15 protein-coding genes are annotated in these 15899 nt (G+C 36.4%); all 15 read right to left on the bottom strand.

The features are described 5' to 3' along the window. Positions 1-141: 141 nt before the first annotated feature. Positions 142-615 carry a sigma-70 family RNA polymerase sigma factor gene (locus DF216_RS06280; RefSeq protein ID WP_129326304.1) on the bottom strand — a complete coding sequence of 158 codons (474 nt, stop codon included), beginning with the start codon at positions 613-615 and terminating at the stop codon, positions 142-144. Between the two features lie 120 nt (positions 616-735). Then, positions 736-2694, bottom strand: a complete 1959-nt coding sequence (ftsH, locus tag DF216_RS06285; protein ID WP_129326305.1) for an ATP-dependent zinc metalloprotease FtsH — start codon at positions 2692-2694, stop codon at positions 736-738. 15 nt (positions 2695-2709) lie between these two features. Then, positions 2710-3252 carry a hypoxanthine phosphoribosyltransferase gene (gene hpt, locus DF216_RS06290; protein WP_000889397.1) on the bottom strand — a complete coding sequence of 181 codons (543 nt, stop codon included), beginning with the start codon at positions 3250-3252 and terminating at the stop codon, positions 2710-2712. 4 nt (positions 3253-3256) lie between these two features. Next, a complete protein-coding gene (gene tilS / locus DF216_RS06295) occupies positions 3257-4534 on the bottom strand; it encodes a tRNA lysidine(34) synthetase TilS (protein WP_129326306.1) in 1278 nt (425 codons plus the stop codon). Then, on the bottom strand, positions 4531-5802 hold the full coding sequence (locus tag DF216_RS06300) for a serine hydrolase (RefSeq protein ID WP_129326307.1): 1272 nt from the start codon (positions 5800-5802) through the stop codon (positions 4531-4533). Before DF216_RS06300 ends, tilS begins: the two co-directional genes overlap by 4 nt. Beyond that, positions 5795-5917, bottom strand: coding sequence for an SP_0009 family protein (locus tag DF216_RS11015; protein WP_000429342.1), 123 nt, complete (start codon positions 5915-5917; stop codon positions 5795-5797). The genes DF216_RS06300 and DF216_RS11015 overlap by 8 nt, the downstream gene beginning before the upstream one ends. Positions 5918-5921: 4 nt before the next feature. Further along, positions 5922-6290, bottom strand: coding sequence for a septum formation initiator family protein (locus tag DF216_RS06305; RefSeq protein WP_061453863.1), 369 nt, complete (start codon positions 6288-6290; stop codon positions 5922-5924). Further along, complete coding sequence (locus DF216_RS06310) at positions 6283-6549, bottom strand: RNA-binding S4 domain-containing protein (protein ID WP_001234973.1); 267 nt, start codon at positions 6547-6549, stop codon at positions 6283-6285. The genes DF216_RS06305 and DF216_RS06310 overlap by 8 nt, the downstream gene beginning before the upstream one ends. 57 nt (positions 6550-6606) lie before the next feature. Next, positions 6607-10110, bottom strand: coding sequence for a transcription-repair coupling factor (mfd, locus tag DF216_RS06315; RefSeq protein WP_129326308.1), 3504 nt, complete (start codon positions 10108-10110; stop codon positions 6607-6609). Next, positions 10111-10680 (bottom strand): aminoacyl-tRNA hydrolase, encoded by a 570-nt coding sequence (gene pth, locus DF216_RS06320; RefSeq protein ID WP_061453864.1) that lies wholly within the window; start codon positions 10678-10680, stop codon positions 10111-10113. It abuts the gene before it with no gap. A gap of 72 nt (positions 10681-10752) precedes the next feature. Then, positions 10753-11868 carry a redox-regulated ATPase YchF gene (gene ychF, locus DF216_RS06325; RefSeq protein WP_001218700.1) on the bottom strand — a complete coding sequence of 372 codons (1116 nt, stop codon included), beginning with the start codon at positions 11866-11868 and terminating at the stop codon, positions 10753-10755. 84 nt (positions 11869-11952) lie between these two features. Further along, positions 11953-12147 (bottom strand): DUF951 domain-containing protein, encoded by a 195-nt coding sequence (locus tag DF216_RS06330; RefSeq protein WP_000285183.1) that lies wholly within the window; start codon positions 12145-12147, stop codon positions 11953-11955. 64 nt (positions 12148-12211) lie between these two features. Next, positions 12212-13348 (bottom strand): DNA polymerase III subunit beta, encoded by a 1137-nt coding sequence (gene dnaN, locus DF216_RS06335; protein ID WP_129326309.1) that lies wholly within the window; start codon positions 13346-13348, stop codon positions 12212-12214. 159 nt (positions 13349-13507) lie between these two features. Further along, positions 13508-14869: a chromosomal replication initiator protein DnaA gene (gene dnaA, locus DF216_RS06340; RefSeq protein ID WP_061454114.1), complete on the bottom strand. Its 1362-nt coding sequence runs from the start codon at positions 14867-14869 to the stop codon at positions 13508-13510. A gap of 223 nt (positions 14870-15092) precedes the next feature. After that, a complete protein-coding gene (locus tag DF216_RS06345) occupies positions 15093-15851 on the bottom strand; it encodes a ParB/RepB/Spo0J family partition protein (RefSeq protein ID WP_129326310.1) in 759 nt (252 codons plus the stop codon). Between the last annotated feature and the right edge of the window lie 48 nt (positions 15852-15899).

Below are 15899 nucleotides of genomic sequence, written 5' to 3' on the forward strand. Positions count from 1 at the left end.
TCCGTACGGGATTCGAACCCGTGTTACCGCCGTGAAAAGGCGGTGTCTTAACCCCTTGACCAACGGACCTGAGCTTTTCAACTCTTTCTATTATACCTACTTTTTTGCCTTTGTCAAGAACTTTTTTGGGCTATTTTCATTTTATCTAAAATCACTCAATACCACTCTTAATTCTCCTAGGAGTGCCTTGCGTCCTTTGAAACATTCCCCTCCCATGAGACGATCAAGTTGTTCTTGTTTTTCTTTACTCTGACTTGCTCTGTAATTTCTTAGAAGTTCGTGAAAGAGATAATAATCATCTAGTCTCAGTCCTTTTTCGCCTAAGCGATGACTAATTTCGCTCACCTCCTCATAGGGCTCTTTGTCGAAACGGCGCTTGTGACTTTCCTGTTTACGGATGTAGTCTAGGATGCGATTGCGGAATTTGGTTTTAAAGCAGACATATAGTCGATGGCGTTCTCCCTCTAGTAACTCTGGATGGTGACTGACTAGCTCATAGAGGCACATCATACCCTCCTGGTCCCAGTCCTCTTTCTCCCACAGATGGAGATGATAATCTTTCCGACACTTATGGACAATCCCCTTGCTTTCTTCATATAATTCTTTTAGATTCATAGATTTCTCCTTTCTTCCTTTAGTCTAGCAGAATGCAGAAAACTTTTGATCCTCTTCTCCTCTTCTATATACTTTCCACTCTAAACGGCACACAAAAAGAGAGGCAAAGCCTCTCTGGGGTTATTTTTCTTCACTCATTTTTGATTTTACTTCATCATAAGATAGGGCATGGGTTTCCTCTTCTACAGTCTCAGGCATTTTTCCTGTTTCGTAAAGAGATTTAATTTGAGTACTATTCAATGTTTCGTATTTCAACAATGCTTCTGCAATCAGTTTGTGAGTTTCACGATTTGATTGAATTATTTCAGCTGCTTTATTCCGTGCTTCATTTAATAATGAACGAACTTCCTCATCAATCTCATAGGCTGTTTGCTCTGAAATTGATTTTTGAGGACTTTGTGCACCAAACATAGCATGATTGCCTTCATATTGAACTGGACCTAGTTTTTCACTCATACCGTATTCAGTGACCATTGCACGCGCCATCTGTGTAGCTTGTTCAAAGTCATTTGAAGCTCCTGTAGTTTGGACATTAAAGATAATCTCTTCAGCTACACGACCACCCATCAAACCTGCTAATTGCTCTTTCATATCTTCTTTAGAAAGAAGCATTTGATCTTCTTTAGGAAGTGCAATCATGTATCCGCCTGCACGTCCACGTGGTACGATGGTCACTTTATGAACAACACGGGCATTTGACAAGACTAAACCAACAATGGTATGTCCAGCCTCATGGTAGGCAACCAATTCACGTTCTCTTTGTGATACTGTTTTATCTTTCTTAGATGGTCCAGCAATCACTCTGTCCTCTGCCTCATCAATATCTGAAGCATCAATGACTGACTTGTTGCGACGAGCAGCAACCAAAGCTGCCTCGTTTAGAACATTTTCCAAGTCAGCACCAACAAAACCTGGAGTTTGTTGGGCAACTAATTTCAAATCAACATCCTCTGCTAGAGGTTTGTTTTTAGCGTGAACTTTCAAAATTGCTTCACGACCTTTAACATCAGGGCGACCAACCAAGACTTTTCTATCAAAACGCCCAGGGCGTAGTAGAGCAGGATCGAGGACATCTGAACGGTTTGTCGCAGCGATAACGATAATTCCTTCATTACCCTCAAAACCATCCATTTCAATTAAGAGCTGGTTCAAGGTTTGCTCACGTTCATCATTTCCTCCACCGAGGCCAACACCACGTTGGCGACCAACAGCGTCAATTTCATCGATAAAGATAATGGCTGGTGCTGCTTTTTTAGCATCCTCAAAAAGAGAACGAACACGACTTGCACCAACTCCGACAAACATTTCTACAAAGTCCGATCCTGAGATGCTAAAGAATGGAACGCCTGCTTCTCCAGCAACTGCCTTAGCAAGCAAAGTCTTACCTGTTCCCGGAGGTCCCTCTAAAAGAACACCCGCAGGAATACGCGCACCAAGTTTTGTAAATCGTTTTGGGTCTTTTAGGAATTCAACAACTTCAACTAATTCTTGTTTTTCTTCCTCGGCACCTGCAACATCTGAAAATCGTACCTTGATATCTTCTTTGTTAGCAGCCTTGGCCTTGCTACGTCCAAAACTCATTGGATTTCTACTATTGTTTCCTCCCATATTTCCCATCATAGAGAATAGGAAGAAGAAGAGAATGGCAAATGGCACAACAGAGACAAGGATATTGATCCACATACCACTCGAACTCTCATGTTTAACCGTTACCTCAGCCTTATGTTCAGAAGCAAGTTTTTGCAATTCTGCAACTGTTGAATCCGACGGAAGAATGGTACTTGAGAATCTTTCTACTGTCGTAGCATCAGGAGTGAAAAATTGAATTCCTGTTTCTTCTTTACTTGTCTTAGGATTTTTATAAACACCAGACACCTCAATGATGCTACCATTCGGCTGATAGGTCAATTCTTTTACATTGTCTGCTGTAATTTCTTTTACCAATTCTGTATAGTTAATTTTTTCACTTTTCCCAGCAGCATTTCCAGAGTAAAAATACTGAAATCCTGTTACAAGGAAGAAGATAATTAACAAGTATAGAAATGGATTTCTAACTAAACCATTATTTTGTTTTTTCATTAAAGAATGCTCTTTCTAATTTGAATAAACTTCCTCTTTCAACACTCCAACATAAGGAAGATTACGATAGTTTTCTTTGTAGTCCAAACCATATCCTACTACAAACTCATTTGGAATCGTAAAGCAAGTATAATCAGCTTCGATTTCAACAATTCGCCCTTCTGGTTTATCTAACATGGTTGCAATCTTAACAGAAGCTGCTTCTCTTGCAATAAACATATCTCTCAGGTTCTTCAAAGTTTGACCTGTATCGATGATATCTTCTACAAATAGAATATGTCTTCCTTTGATATCCTGAGTTACGTCTTGCTTGATATTGATCACACCACTGCTTGCAGTTCCACCATGGTAGCTAGATACCATCATGAAGTCCATCTCAATATGCGTATCAATATGTTTGACCAATTCAGCCATAAAAGGAATCGATCCTTTCAAAATTCCAACAAGAATTGGATTTTTCCCCTCATAGTCTTTGGCTAATTGTGCACCTAGCTTTTTAGCTGCTTCTGTAATTTCATCATGTGAAATGAGGATTTTTTTAATATCGTGTTCTAACATCTTTTTACCTATCTATTTTTTCTATATAAAGTACAGTGTTCATTATATCATTTTTCGTGTTTTTACTCAAATCACTGGTCGCAATTCCTAAAATTGAGACAATTTCTCCAAATTGCTCAATAATAGGAGTTGTTTTTCGTTTTTCAATAGGGATTTTCAAATCTATAAATAGACGTCTCAGTTTCTTTCGATGACCATTCAGGACAAGAACATCGCCAGGTTTTCGACACCTAATATGTATCGGTGTTTCCCGTGAAACCATTATTTTTTGAACAGAATCTCCTTCAACAGGAATACCAAAGGAAAATAGATAGCCCTTATGTCGAACTTGATTTTGATAGTGTAACACAAGTTCGTCTTCCTTTTCATCAGCCTGAGGACTGATTTTGCAAACTCGAAAATTCTGATACTCTTTTATCAATTCATAACCATTTTTCAGTGGGTGACGATACTGACTTTTCCTTGCTAAAATCTGTCGAACTTCTGCAAACTGAGCTTTCGTAAGATTTAAGTCAGGAAATTGATTGAGATAGTTCTGGAGCAAGACCCCTTGAGTTTGTTGTGAGAATGAAAAGAGCTCATTCAAATCTTCTACATCAATCTGTTCAGAAAGCTCCGTTATGGCTGCTTGGTAATCTGAAATCTCACTTCCTAGATTTAAAAGAGCGGATCTAAGGCGGGGATTTTCTTTTTCAAGCTCTGGTAAATACCTATTTCGAATCCGATTGCGAAAATAGCTATTCTCACGATTTGTTTGATCTTCGAAATGATAAATTGGTGGGAAGTCTGTTTTATGAAAATGCAATAAGGGACGGATGATTTCAATATCATCAACTACTTGACTTTCTTTTATTCCTGTTAAATGACGTAACCGACTTCCGCGAATGAATCGCATCAAAATCGTTTCAACCTGATCATCTGCATGGTGGGCAGTGACCAAGGCTGTCGCCCCAACCTCTTTCATGATTTTCCTAAAAAAATCATAACGAAACTCTCGAGCATGCGCTTCTGAAAAGTCTCCTGAAAAGCTTGTGATATAAATAGGAAGTCCAGCTACATCAGCTAACTTCCTTAGTTCATTTTCCTCCCAGTCAGACTCACTTCTCTGCTTATGATTGACATGAGTTAAAATCAGCTCAATTCCCAACTCATTTTGATAAGTAGACAATAGATGGAATAAAAACATCGAATCCAGTCCACCAGACAGAGCCAATAGGACTTTAGAATGTTTTTTGAAATACTCTTTTCGAAGAAAATGATTTAAAAAATCCTGCTCCCTCATTTTAGAACCTCATAGACATCCTTGGCTATTTTAGCAATAGTGTCATAATCAGAATTTTTGGTGAAAATGGAAAGAACGAAAGGAGAGTCCGTATAAACAATTGCAGTGTCATGTTTAAACTCATCCGCATCTCCGATTTTATGAGCTATCTTAGCAGAAACACCCTTGGCAATTCGTTGATTGTCAAAATCAGTCTTACTAAGAGACTCTAGTACAAAACCATTCTGATTATAAATAGCTTCCATGATCTTTCCAGCCATTTTTGAAGAAGTTAATTTATCATTCTCATCCCAATCTTCACCCATAATAGTGGACATTTTTTCTTTAAAAGCCCCGTCAGATTGATTGGTCACATAATAACCTAAAATATTATGAGCAACATTATCAGACTCTTTTGTTATCTTGGTAATTAACTGCTTGAGACTGTAATCTTTGTTATCTTCTTTTTTAGGTAAACTACCACTACCTTCTACTTTATAGGATCCAGGAAAGCTATTTACTTCTGGGACATACTTGAAGCTACTATCCAGTGTATAAGAACCTTGGTTTATCTTATCTTGAGCATAATAAAGGTAGGCCAGTTTCAAGATGCTAGCTGCATAGAGTTTGCTGTCTTCATTCACCCCAGCCTCTTTTCCTGTGCTCAGTTGTTTAACATAAATAGAGTATTTTTCGTTCTGATAGTTGTTTGATAAGATTTCTTGAACCTTCTGGATGCGATTGTCCTCTTCTGAGACGAACTCTTTTGGTACCCACCCAACTTGATCAATATGAAGAAATTCTTGTCCCTCAGCAAAGAGGGTTCTATCCACTATTACGCGTTGATAGGGAGAGAGAGATGAAGAAATTTCTTTAGCATCATAAGGGCTATTATAGATAACAAACCCCGGTTCCAACCATACTTGTCTACTTTGAGTTTGAACTTGACTTTGATCATAGACCAAACGCTTATCTGCAACGACAAACTGATGATTGTCTAATTTAAAAACAGGAATACCTTGTCTATTCAAACGCCATTCTACGATTTTAAAGGTGGTTCCAGGAGTCAATTTTCCAGACTCCTTAATCAAATCCTCATTTGCATAGATAGCAGTTTCTCCATAAACCATTGGCGATTCAAGAGGTTCTTTATAGTAAAATCCATAATCAGACTCAGTTAGATAATAAATTTCTTGTGAAGAGTAAGGAAGCTGTTTTTCTGTGCTAACTACTCTTGAAGTTATGATAAAAACAGATAGTAGTGATAACACTACTAAGAACTTACGCATTCTTCCCTTCCCTTTCTTCTTGTAATCGTAATAAATGATTTTTAGTTGCTAATTCTTCTAATTTTTCATCTGACAAACTTAAAAACTTCTCAACAACTTCTAATAAATTTTCCATGACATTACCTCGGAAGCAAATCAGGAATTGTGTAAATCGCTTCTCGTGTCTTTGAGTAATAGTACTTGGCACGTGCATATTTTGCTACATAGTCTTCATCTTTCAACTTTGCAGCAAAAGCAGATTCCTTATCCTTTTCATCACTAAGAGTTTGGTATTGTTCTTTCAATTCTGTCAATTGCTGACGACGTTGCAGTAACTGATTATAGCTTTGGGCCAGATTATAAGTCGGTAAAATAAACAACAAAATCATCAAAATCAGAACCCAACCCATAAAGCGATTTCTCTTTTGTCTTTCCTTCATCAGGTAACGACGACGTTGGTGTTCATTTTGAATAAAAGGATTGTTCATCTGTACAATATTTTTAGACATTTTCTTCTACCCGTGTTTCACTGATAATTTCATACATGCCTGCTGCATCTTCTTTTTTTGTACTATCTTTCATCTCCAGTACTTTTACAAGCAACAACTTATTTCCAAAGCGAATTTCAACTTGGTCATCAACTTTCAAATCCGTTGAACTTTTGGCCAAAATTCCATTTACCTTGATTCTACCTTTATCTGCTACTTCCTTTGCGACTGTACGACGCTTAATAATTCGTGATACTTTTAAATACTTGTCTAATCTCATTTTTATTACCTCAAATTATTATTGTACCATTTTTATCCCTTTTATAGAAGAAAAACGTCAAAGAGAATTAGCTTCCTTTGATTCTTTTATCTCTAGTAAACTTTCTCCAAAAATCAGCAAACCTTCTAAAATTTCATAATCCTTCTTGTTTCGGACATCAAATACGACTTCCATTATCCCTCTATTCTCCGCTATGGCCGCTTTTAAGTTGGTTGCAGATAAGGCTTTAAAATAATCTTGAGCCAAGAACAGTCGCTGAGTGATTTTTTCAAATTGAACTGTAATCTTATTCTCTTTTCTTTCCACACGTTCTACAAAGACCTTATCCAAGTATGATTTGACCAAACCAATCTCTAAAAGATAGGCCACTACATCTGGATACTCCCCGAAACGATCCATCAATTCTTCCTGTAATTCTTCATAGTTGACACGATTGTCAATTTGACGAATTTTCTTGTAAATTTCAATCTTATGTCGTTGGTCAGAAATATAAGTATCAGGAAGATAGGCATCGATTTGTAAAATCAATTCGGCGTTCCCTTTGGTTCTTGTGTTCCCATTACCATGTCGTTTAGCAATAGCTTCCTCTAGTAGCTGTGAATACAATTCAAAACCAACAGAATCAATAAAGCCCGATTGGGATTTTCCTAAGAGGTTTCCTGCTCCACGAATAGAAAGATCTCGCATCGCAATCTTAAATCCAGATCCCAATTCTGTAAATCCTTTGATTGCTTCTAATCTCTTTTCAGAGACTTCACTGATTGATTTTTCTGGACGATACATAAGATAAGCATAGGCAATACGATTGCTCCGACCAACTCTTCCTCTTAATTGATACAAGGTTGACAATCCCATATGGTCTGCATTTTCGATAAATAAGGTATTGGCGTTTGGAATGTCAACGCCTGTTTCAATTATGGTAGTTGTCACCAAAATATCATATTGGCCATCAATAAAGTCCAATAGAGTGTTTTCTAACTGAATTTCACTCATTTGTCCATGAACAAACCCAATTGAAGCTTCTGGAATCAAATCCTGTAATTCTGAAACCTTCTGATCAATCGTGTCAACTTTGTTGTAAAGATAGTAAACTTGACCTCCACGCTCCATTTCACGCAAGACAGCATCACGAATCACACTATCATTCTTTTCCAAAACATAAGTCTGAACAGGATAGCGATTAGTTGGCGGAGTTTCAATAACAGACAAATCTCGTATTCCCAGCATAGACATATGGAGGGTACGAGGAATTGGCGTTGCTGTCAAGGTTAGGACATCCACTTGCTTCTTCAGTTCTTTCAATGTTTCCTTATGCTTGACACCAAATCGTTGTTCCTCATCAATAATCATCAAGCCCAAATCTGAAAACACAACATCTTTTGACAAAACACGATGGGTTCCAATCAAAATATCGACTTGACCATTCTTTAATTTTTCAAGTGTCTCTGCCTGCTCTTTTTTACTTCTAAAGCGACTCAACACATCAATATTAACTGCAAAATTTTGGAATCGTTCCTTAAAGTTGGTATAGTGTTGTTGTGCTAGAACCGTCGTCGGAACTAGAACGACAACTTGTTTATGATCATTGACCGCCTTAAAGGCTGCACGCATTGCTACTTCAGTCTTCCCAAAACCAACATCTCCAACCAGAAGTCGATCCATGGGATGAGAATCCTGCATATCTCTCTTGATTTCCTCAATACTACGAAGTTGATCATCCGTTTCAACATAAGGGAAATCATCATCAAAAGCATGTTGCTCATCATCATCAGCTGAGAAAGCAAAACCCTTCAACTGACTACGCTCAGAATAAAGCTTGATTAAATCGTCAGCTATATCCTCTACCTGGTTCTTAACTTTTTGCTTGGCCTTTTTGAAATGACCATCATTTAATTTATTAAGTTTTGGCGCTTTACCATCACTTGAAACATATTTGGATAGTAATTGAATCTGCTCTACTGGGATGGAGATTTGATCCCCATTTTGGTATTGAACACTGACATAATCACGGTGAATCCCTTTGATTTCAATTGTTTCAATGCCTAGATATTGGCCAATTCCATGGATATGGTGAACAACGTAGTCCCCTTTTTCAAGTTCATTATAATCTTTTAATCGCTCTGCATTCGAAGCATGTTGTCTTCTAAAACGACGTTTTAATTTCTTTTGAAAAATCTCATGTTCAGTAATCAAGAGAATTTTTTCATCTACAAAATGAAAACCATGTCTTAAATTACCTTCGATTAAGTTTACAGATTCTTTACAGATACTTGACTTATCTCTTGAATCCAATTTAATCTGGTATTCCTCTAAAACATCCTCCAATGTTTTACTTCCCATTGAATTGCTAGACTGCAAAACAATGGTGTAGTTCATTTTTTTATATCGCTCAATTTCTTCTCTAAGAAAAGAAAATTGATTGAAAAACTCTTGCATTGGATACTGATTAAATTGATAAATGTAATCAAACTTGAGATTTCCTAGTCCTTTTTGGAGATTGGAGAAAAAGGTAACTGGACTTTGTTTTTTATAGATTTGCTCTGTATCTGCAAAATACTGCATATCAGAAAATGATTTACCATTCTGTAAATCTTCTGTAAAGTATTGCGCTAACTCTCTTTCAAAGACTTCATACTGATTCATCAATTTTTGGTAATCATCAAATAATACTGGCATATCTTTTTCAATATAATCAAATATAGTCCATGTTTTATCGTAACATAAAGATAAAAACTTTCGACTATCTGAATGTACTTGTTTTTGATGAAAACTTGACAAAATCTCTTCCAAGTATGATTTTAAAATTGGTGATAAGGTCTTCGAAATTTGCTTTTCTAAAGCTGACTGACCTCGTATATAGTCTCTTTCTCTTAAAAGTATATCACTAGCTGGAAAGATAATAAGTTCTGTTTGATTTTCTTTTGATAATTGTGTCTCCACTTCAAAAGTCCGAATTCCATCTACTTCATCACCAAAAAACTCGATTCGGAAAGGTTCTAACTGAGACATCTCAAAAATATCTAAAATATCTCCTCGAATACTAAACTCACCTTGAGTTTGTACTTGCGTAACTTTGCGATAGCCTATTTCCTTTAATTTGTGAAGAAGGTCATGTTGGTCATATTCTTCACCAACTGAAATATTTATAATACTTTCTTTAAATCCAGTTGGAGAAGGTAAAATCAATCGACTTGCTGCTATATTACAAACTAAAATCCCTTTCTTAGATGAATCAGTTAAAAAACGCAAGGCTTCAACTCGCGAAATAATTTTTTCTTGTGAAGACATCAAAAACTCTACCATAGGAGAGTCATCTACCAAAAATGGATAGACAAATTCCTCTCCTAAGATAGAAAGAAGATCACTGATAATTCGTTCTGCTTCTCCATAAGTCGATGTCAATAACACAATCTTTTTTTCTTTTTTTAGACTACTTGCAATTGCAAGAGCCTTGGTAGAAGTTGATAGTCCTAGTATCAGTTGTCTTTTCTTATCTGTCAGATTTTGATGCCATTTTTTTATCTGATCATTTTCTGAGAATAAATCTAATAAAGTCACCATTTAGCCGTTATACCTCTGCATTGTTTTCTCAAAGTTTTTCTCTTGTAAATAGTAGTTTACAGCATCGTCAACCTTGTCAATTGATTGTAAAATACCTACATAGTCATCCTGATCAAACTTACTTAAAACATGGTGAACAACTGACATACCTTTTTTAGGTCTTCCAATACCTATTTTAACACGGTTAAAGACCTGAGTACCTATATGTTGAATAATAGATTTAATCCCATTATGACCACCTGCTGAGCCCTTTGCTCTTAAACGAATTTTCCCAACTTCCATGTCAAGATCGTCGTAAATAACGAGTAAATCTTCAATATCCAAACCATAGTAAGTCAATAAAGCATGAACTGCTTTTCCACTTTCATTCATAAAAGTAGTTGGTTTGACCAGATAAATTTTTTCTCCATTTAAGAAAAAAGATGCTAGGTCAGCTTGAAATATCTTGTCATGTGTAAAGGTGACATTTTGTTTTTTAGCCAATTGGTCAATCAACATAAATCCAACGTTGTGCTTGGTTTCAAAATATTTATCCCCTGGATTTCCTAATCCAACAAGTAATTTAGTCATTTATTTTCCTTTCAAAAGCCAAAAGGGTTGGAATTTTTTTCCAACCTAATTGACACTATTTGTTAAATGTTACTAGACATTAAAGCGGAATTCCATGATATCGCCATCTTGAACGATATATTCTTTTCCTTCTTCACGCAAGCGCCCAGCTTCTTTTACAGCTTTTTCAGATCCGTATTTTACTAGATCCTCATATGACATGGTTACTGCACGAATAAAACCTTTTTCAAAATCTGAGTGGATAATACCAGCTGCTTGAGGAGCTTTCATACCACGCTTAAAGGTCCAAGCACGGACTTCTTTTTCACCAGCTGTAAAGTAAGTTCCAAGTCCAAGCAAGTGGTAAGCAGCTCGAGTCAATTTATCAACACCTGATTCTGTCAAGCCAAGTGCTTCAAGAAACTCTTGCTTATCCTCATCGTCTAACTCAGAAATTTCTTCCTCAGCACGCGCGGAAATAACAACTACCTCTGCATTTTCTGTCGCTGCAAATTCACGAATTTGCTTCACATAATCGATAGAATCTGGATCTGAAACTACATCCTCATCCACATTGGCAACATAAAGAACTGGTTTAGTGGTTAAAAGGAAGAGACCTTTGACAACCTTTTGTTCCTCATCTGTAAATTCGATTGTACGTGCTGATTTTCCATCTTCAAGAACAGGTTTAATTTTTTGAAGAACATTAAACTCTGCTACTGATTCTTTATCTTTTTGCGTACGCGCCATCTTTTCTACACGTGCATAGCGTTTATTAACTGATTCTAAGTCAGCAAGAATCAACTCTAAGTTAATGGTATCGATATCTGCAAGTGGATCCACAAAGGCGTCTTCACGTCCTTGCTCGCGCATAACATTTTCATCATCAAATGCACGCACAACATGAACAATCGCATCTACTTCACGAATGTTGGCCAAGAATTTATTCCCTAGACCTTCCCCTTTTGATGCACCTTTTACAATCCCTGCAATATCTGTAAATTCAAAAGTTGTTGGAACTGTCTTTTTAGGAGTAATCATTTCAGTTAGTTTTTGTAGGCGTTCATCTGGAACTTCTACCATTCCAACGTTTGGATCAATAGTCGCAAATGGGTAGTTTGCTGCCTCTGCTCCTGCTTTTGTAATTGCATTAAAAAGGGTTGATTTCCCAACGTTTGGCAAACCAACGATACCTGCTGTTAAAGCCATAGTTTCTCATTCTCCGTTCTCATTTCAATCCCTAACATTATAACACAAAAATGGAAAACTTGCTAACTCTCTAACTAAGGGTTCTTAGTCAATAATCTTATTCATTTTTCGTTCAAAATCATGGCGACTCATCATAACAAGGTGGTCGCAATTGCTACATTTGATTTTGATATCTGCCCCTACACGTGTAATTTCCCAACGATTGGCTTTTTTTCCTGTTGACTTGATTGTGCAAGCATGTGGTTTTTTCATCTCAACAAAATTTCCAACTTGATACATACTACTCTCCTTTTCTTTTTTGATTATATCATAAAAGAGGCGAGCTAGGCTCAACCTCTTTCACTTAATTTGTACGAACTGGTGTGATGAGCTGCATGAAGTCTTCGTCAGTATCTGCTGGCACGAGAGTGAATGGACGAACAGCTGAGATAAAGCTAATGGTCACCTTTTCGCTATTTAAAGCTTTAAGAGAATCAATCAAGTAAGTCGGGTTGAAACTAATAGTCAAATCATCCCCAGCCACCTGCTCAGTATCAATCTCTTCGTTTACTTTACCAACCTCAGGAGAATGAACATGGGCGCTAACAACACCACCTTTAATTTCAAGCTTCACAGTACCATTTTGAGTCGCACTTGATAAGAGACGTGCGCGTTCCATTGATTGACGCAAATTAACAACATCAAAAGTTACTGTCGTATTAAAGTCGGTTGGAATTAAGCGATCTGTATCAGGATAATTACCTTCTAGTAGACGAGTATAGAAACTAATATTTTCGCTTCTAAAGAGGATTTGATTATTTGCAAAGAAAATCTCCACAGTTTCAATATCATCCGTAAATACCGCTGAAAATTCGCGTAGAGAGCGACTAGGGATCACCACATCGAAATCATCTCCATTTTTTTCAAGAGTCAATTTTTTCTGGCTAAGGCGATGAGAATCTGTCGCAACTGTTTTTAGTTCTTTATTTTGGCTCAATACGAAGTGGACACCTGTTAAGATTGGACGACTTTCTTGCGTACTTGCTGCAAAAGCTGTTTCATTGATAATTTTCTTGAGTAGTTTTGTTTCAAGGACCAAAGGAGTGCTTACTGAAATTTCTTGAATGCGAGGGTATTGTTCGCTATCTTTTCCTTTTAGGGTAATTTCTGATTTGCCACTTGTTAAGACAATTTGTTTTTGTTCAATCTCTTTGAAATCAAGTGTTACATCTGGAAGACTGGATACAACATTGATAAAGAAAGAGGCTTCTAGAAGAATCGAACCTAAGGAAGTAATCAAAAGACCAGCATCTTCATTCTTTTGAGAAATAAAATTTTCAATGGAGATTTGCCCATTTGATCCAATTAAAGTAATTCCTTCATTGGTAACATCAATTTTGATTGTTGATAAAATTGGAATGGCATTTTTCGAGCTAATTGCTCGTTTTGTAGTATTTAAGGCTTGTAGAAATAAATTTTTATTAATTGAAAAATGAATCATGGATTCTCCTTTATTTATTTTTTAGTATTAGAAGGATAATAGAAATAATAGAGTGTGTGAATTCTGTGGAAAACTGATTTCTATTTAGTGACTTCAAGATTTTTAGCTTGTTTAAAAAATGTGGATAAAAAAGATAGAAAAGGAAAAGTTATCCACAAACTATTTAATTTTCTTTTTGATTGCTTCGATTTCTAAGCGTAAATTATCGTCTTCATCAATCAATGATTTTATTTTAGCATGGGCATGAATAACTGTAGTGTGATCCTTTCCGCCAAATTCTTTTCCGATTTTTGGAAGACTATTATCCGTCAGTTCTCTAGCTAGATACATGGCTACTTGACGCGCCAAAACGATGTTTTGAACTCGTCTCGTCCCCTTCATTTCTTTGACACTCACTCCATAAAAATTACCAACTTCAGTTTGAATTTTGTCAATTGGAATGACTAGCAGTTGGCTAACATCTTGTTTGCGAGCTCTAATAGCCTCTGCAGCAATATCAATAGTGATGTCTTTAATCTTCTTTACTCTGGCAATTAAAGTGATATCGTTAATTGCTCCTTCCAATTCTCGAACATTTGAATCAAATTGGCCAGCCAGATATTCTAGGGTATCACTCTGGAAATGGTAGTTTAAATGTTCCGTTTTACTTTGAAGAATGGCGATACGTGTCTCAAAGTCAGGAGGAGTGATATTTTGAGTCAATCCCCAGCTAAAGCGCGTGACAAGTCTTTCTTCAAGGCCTTCTAGGTGTTTAGGACTTCGGTCACTAGTCAGAACGATTTGTTTTTGATTGCTATGAAGAGCGTTGAAAGTATTGAAAAACTCTTCTTGAGTTGCAACCTTTTTGCCACTGAGAGATTGGATATCATCAATCAGTAAGAGATCAAGGCTTCGGTAAGTTTTTTTAAATTTTTCCATTTCCCCGAGCCTCAGATGCTCAAGAAAGTCGTTGATAAAACTTTCGGCAGGAATGTACTTGACACGCGCATCAGGAATATTTTTCAGAATCTCATTTCCAATCGCGTTTAGTAAGTGAGTTTTTCCAAGACCAGGTCCTCCATAGATGAAAAGGGGATTATAAGTCAAGGCGAGATCTTCGGAAACAGCCAGAGCAGCAGACTTAGCCCAGATATTTCCATCTCCTTGAATAAAGTTATCAAAGGTGTATTTTTCCTTTAATCCTGTTTCAGAATATGGAATAGCAAGATTGGCCTGTGAAGTAACATAATGATTGCTATTTTCAGAATCCATGACATAGGTTGAAGATTCTTCCTCAGGTTTTGTTAGGACAAATTGAGTTTTTATTTCAGTATCATAAACTTCAAAACCAGCGGCCACAATGATATCCTTGAGCTGTTTTTTCCAAACCATTTCCATTTCAGGTCTAGGTAAAAAGATAGTAGCTACATTTCCCTCCACTTTTATGAGTTCAGCAGGTGTGGCATAGAAATCGTACATAGAACGTGTCAATCTTTCTTGAGCCAATTCTAAGATTTGATTCCAAAATTGTTTTTCTTTCACCGATTATCCCCTCCTTTTCTATATTTGATATAAAAAGGTTTACTGTTAAACTTATTTTACCATAGATGATAGCATTTTTCCACAATCTGTGGAAAAGAATCCACAATGTTTACACTTTTTATCCACAGGTTGGGGAAAAGTGAGGGATTCCCTTGAATTCTTTGGTTTTCTGCTATAAAAAATAGTGGATAAATTTGTGGGTTGAAAAAATAAAAGAACAGCCTTATTCTAGGCTGTTGATAATTCTGTTATATTCTTCTTGGCTTGAAAAAGAAATAATAATCTTTCCAGTATCTTTTTTAGAAAGTTTAATTTCTACATTTAATCCCAGTCGTTTTTTTAATTTATCTTCCTCATCTTTGATGAAAGAATCACTTTTTTTATGCTTCTTTTGTTTTTTCTCTGTCAGCAGTGTTTCTAACTTTCTCACAGAGATGTCTTCATTTTTGATTAGCTGAAAGAAATATTCCTGTTGCTCTTTATCCAAACCAACTAGTGAACGTGCATGAGCTTGAGAAATTTTTCCATTTTCTACTTCCGATAAGATATGTTCTGGTAGGGAAAGTAAACGAATAAAATTAGTGATATAAGGACGAGATTTTCCTATTTTATCCGCTATCTCAGTATGAGTAAATCCTTTTTCTACTAAAGATTCGTAGGCGCGTGCTTCTTCAACAGGATTTAAATTTTCTCTCTGCAAATTCTCAATGATTGATTGGATCATCATTTCTTGATCTGAGAGGTGTTTCACAACGGCTGGAATAGAGGTCAGACCAGCTAAGAGAGAAGCCCGATATCGTCTCTCTCCTGCAAGGATTTCATAACCAATTACAGGAGATTGACGAACAATGATTGGTTGAATTAGTCCATTTTCTTTGATTGACTGAGCCAACTCTTTCAATTTTTCTACATCAAATTCTTTTCGAGGTTGGTAAGGATTCTTTTGTATTTCAGAGATAGAAATCATTTCAAATTTTTCCATGATTCTACACTAACATATCTTTTACTTTCTGTAAAGTTTTCTTTACAC

The sequence above is a fragment of the Streptococcus oralis genome (assembly GCF_004127215.1).
Lineage (GTDB): Bacteria > Bacillota > Bacilli > Lactobacillales > Streptococcaceae > Streptococcus > Streptococcus oralis_BD.

Bases quoted from the DNA above. Each gene is read 5' to 3' on its own strand.
- DF216_RS06280 (WP_129326304.1), bottom strand. From the start codon at position 615: ATGAATCTAAAAGAATTATATGAAGAAAGCAAGGGGATTGTCCATAAG.
- ftsH (WP_129326305.1), bottom strand. From the start codon at position 2,694: ATGAAAAAACAAAATAATGGTTTAGTTAGAAATCCATTTCTATACTTG.
- hpt (WP_000889397.1), bottom strand. From the start codon at position 3,252: ATGTTAGAACACGATATTAAAAAAATCCTCATTTCACATGATGAAATT.
- tilS (WP_129326306.1), bottom strand. From the start codon at position 4,534: ATGAGGGAGCAGGATTTTTTAAATCATTTTCTTCGAAAAGAGTATTTC.
- DF216_RS06300 (WP_129326307.1), bottom strand. From the start codon at position 5,802: ATGCGTAAGTTCTTAGTAGTGTTATCACTACTATCTGTTTTTATCATA.
- DF216_RS11015 (WP_000429342.1), bottom strand. From the start codon at position 5,917: ATGGAAAATTTATTAGAAGTTGTTGAGAAGTTTTTAAGTTTGTCAGAT.
- DF216_RS06305 (WP_061453863.1), bottom strand. From the start codon at position 6,290: ATGTCTAAAAATATTGTACAGATGAACAATCCTTTTATTCAAAATGAA.
- DF216_RS06310 (WP_001234973.1), bottom strand. From the start codon at position 6,549: ATGAGATTAGACAAGTATTTAAAAGTATCACGAATTATTAAGCGTCGT.
- mfd (WP_129326308.1), bottom strand. From the start codon at position 10,110: ATGGTGACTTTATTAGATTTATTCTCAGAAAATGATCAGATAAAAAAA.
- pth (WP_061453864.1), bottom strand. From the start codon at position 10,680: ATGACTAAATTACTTGTTGGATTAGGAAATCCAGGGGATAAATATTTT.
- ychF (WP_001218700.1), bottom strand. From the start codon at position 11,868: ATGGCTTTAACAGCAGGTATCGTTGGTTTGCCAAACGTTGGGAAATCA.
- DF216_RS06330 (WP_000285183.1), bottom strand. From the start codon at position 12,147: ATGTATCAAGTTGGAAATTTTGTTGAGATGAAAAAACCACATGCTTGC.
- dnaN (WP_129326309.1), bottom strand. From the start codon at position 13,348: ATGATTCATTTTTCAATTAATAAAAATTTATTTCTACAAGCCTTAAAT.
- DF216_RS06345 (WP_129326310.1), bottom strand. From the start codon at position 15,851: ATGGAAAAATTTGAAATGATTTCTATCTCTGAAATACAAAAGAATCCT.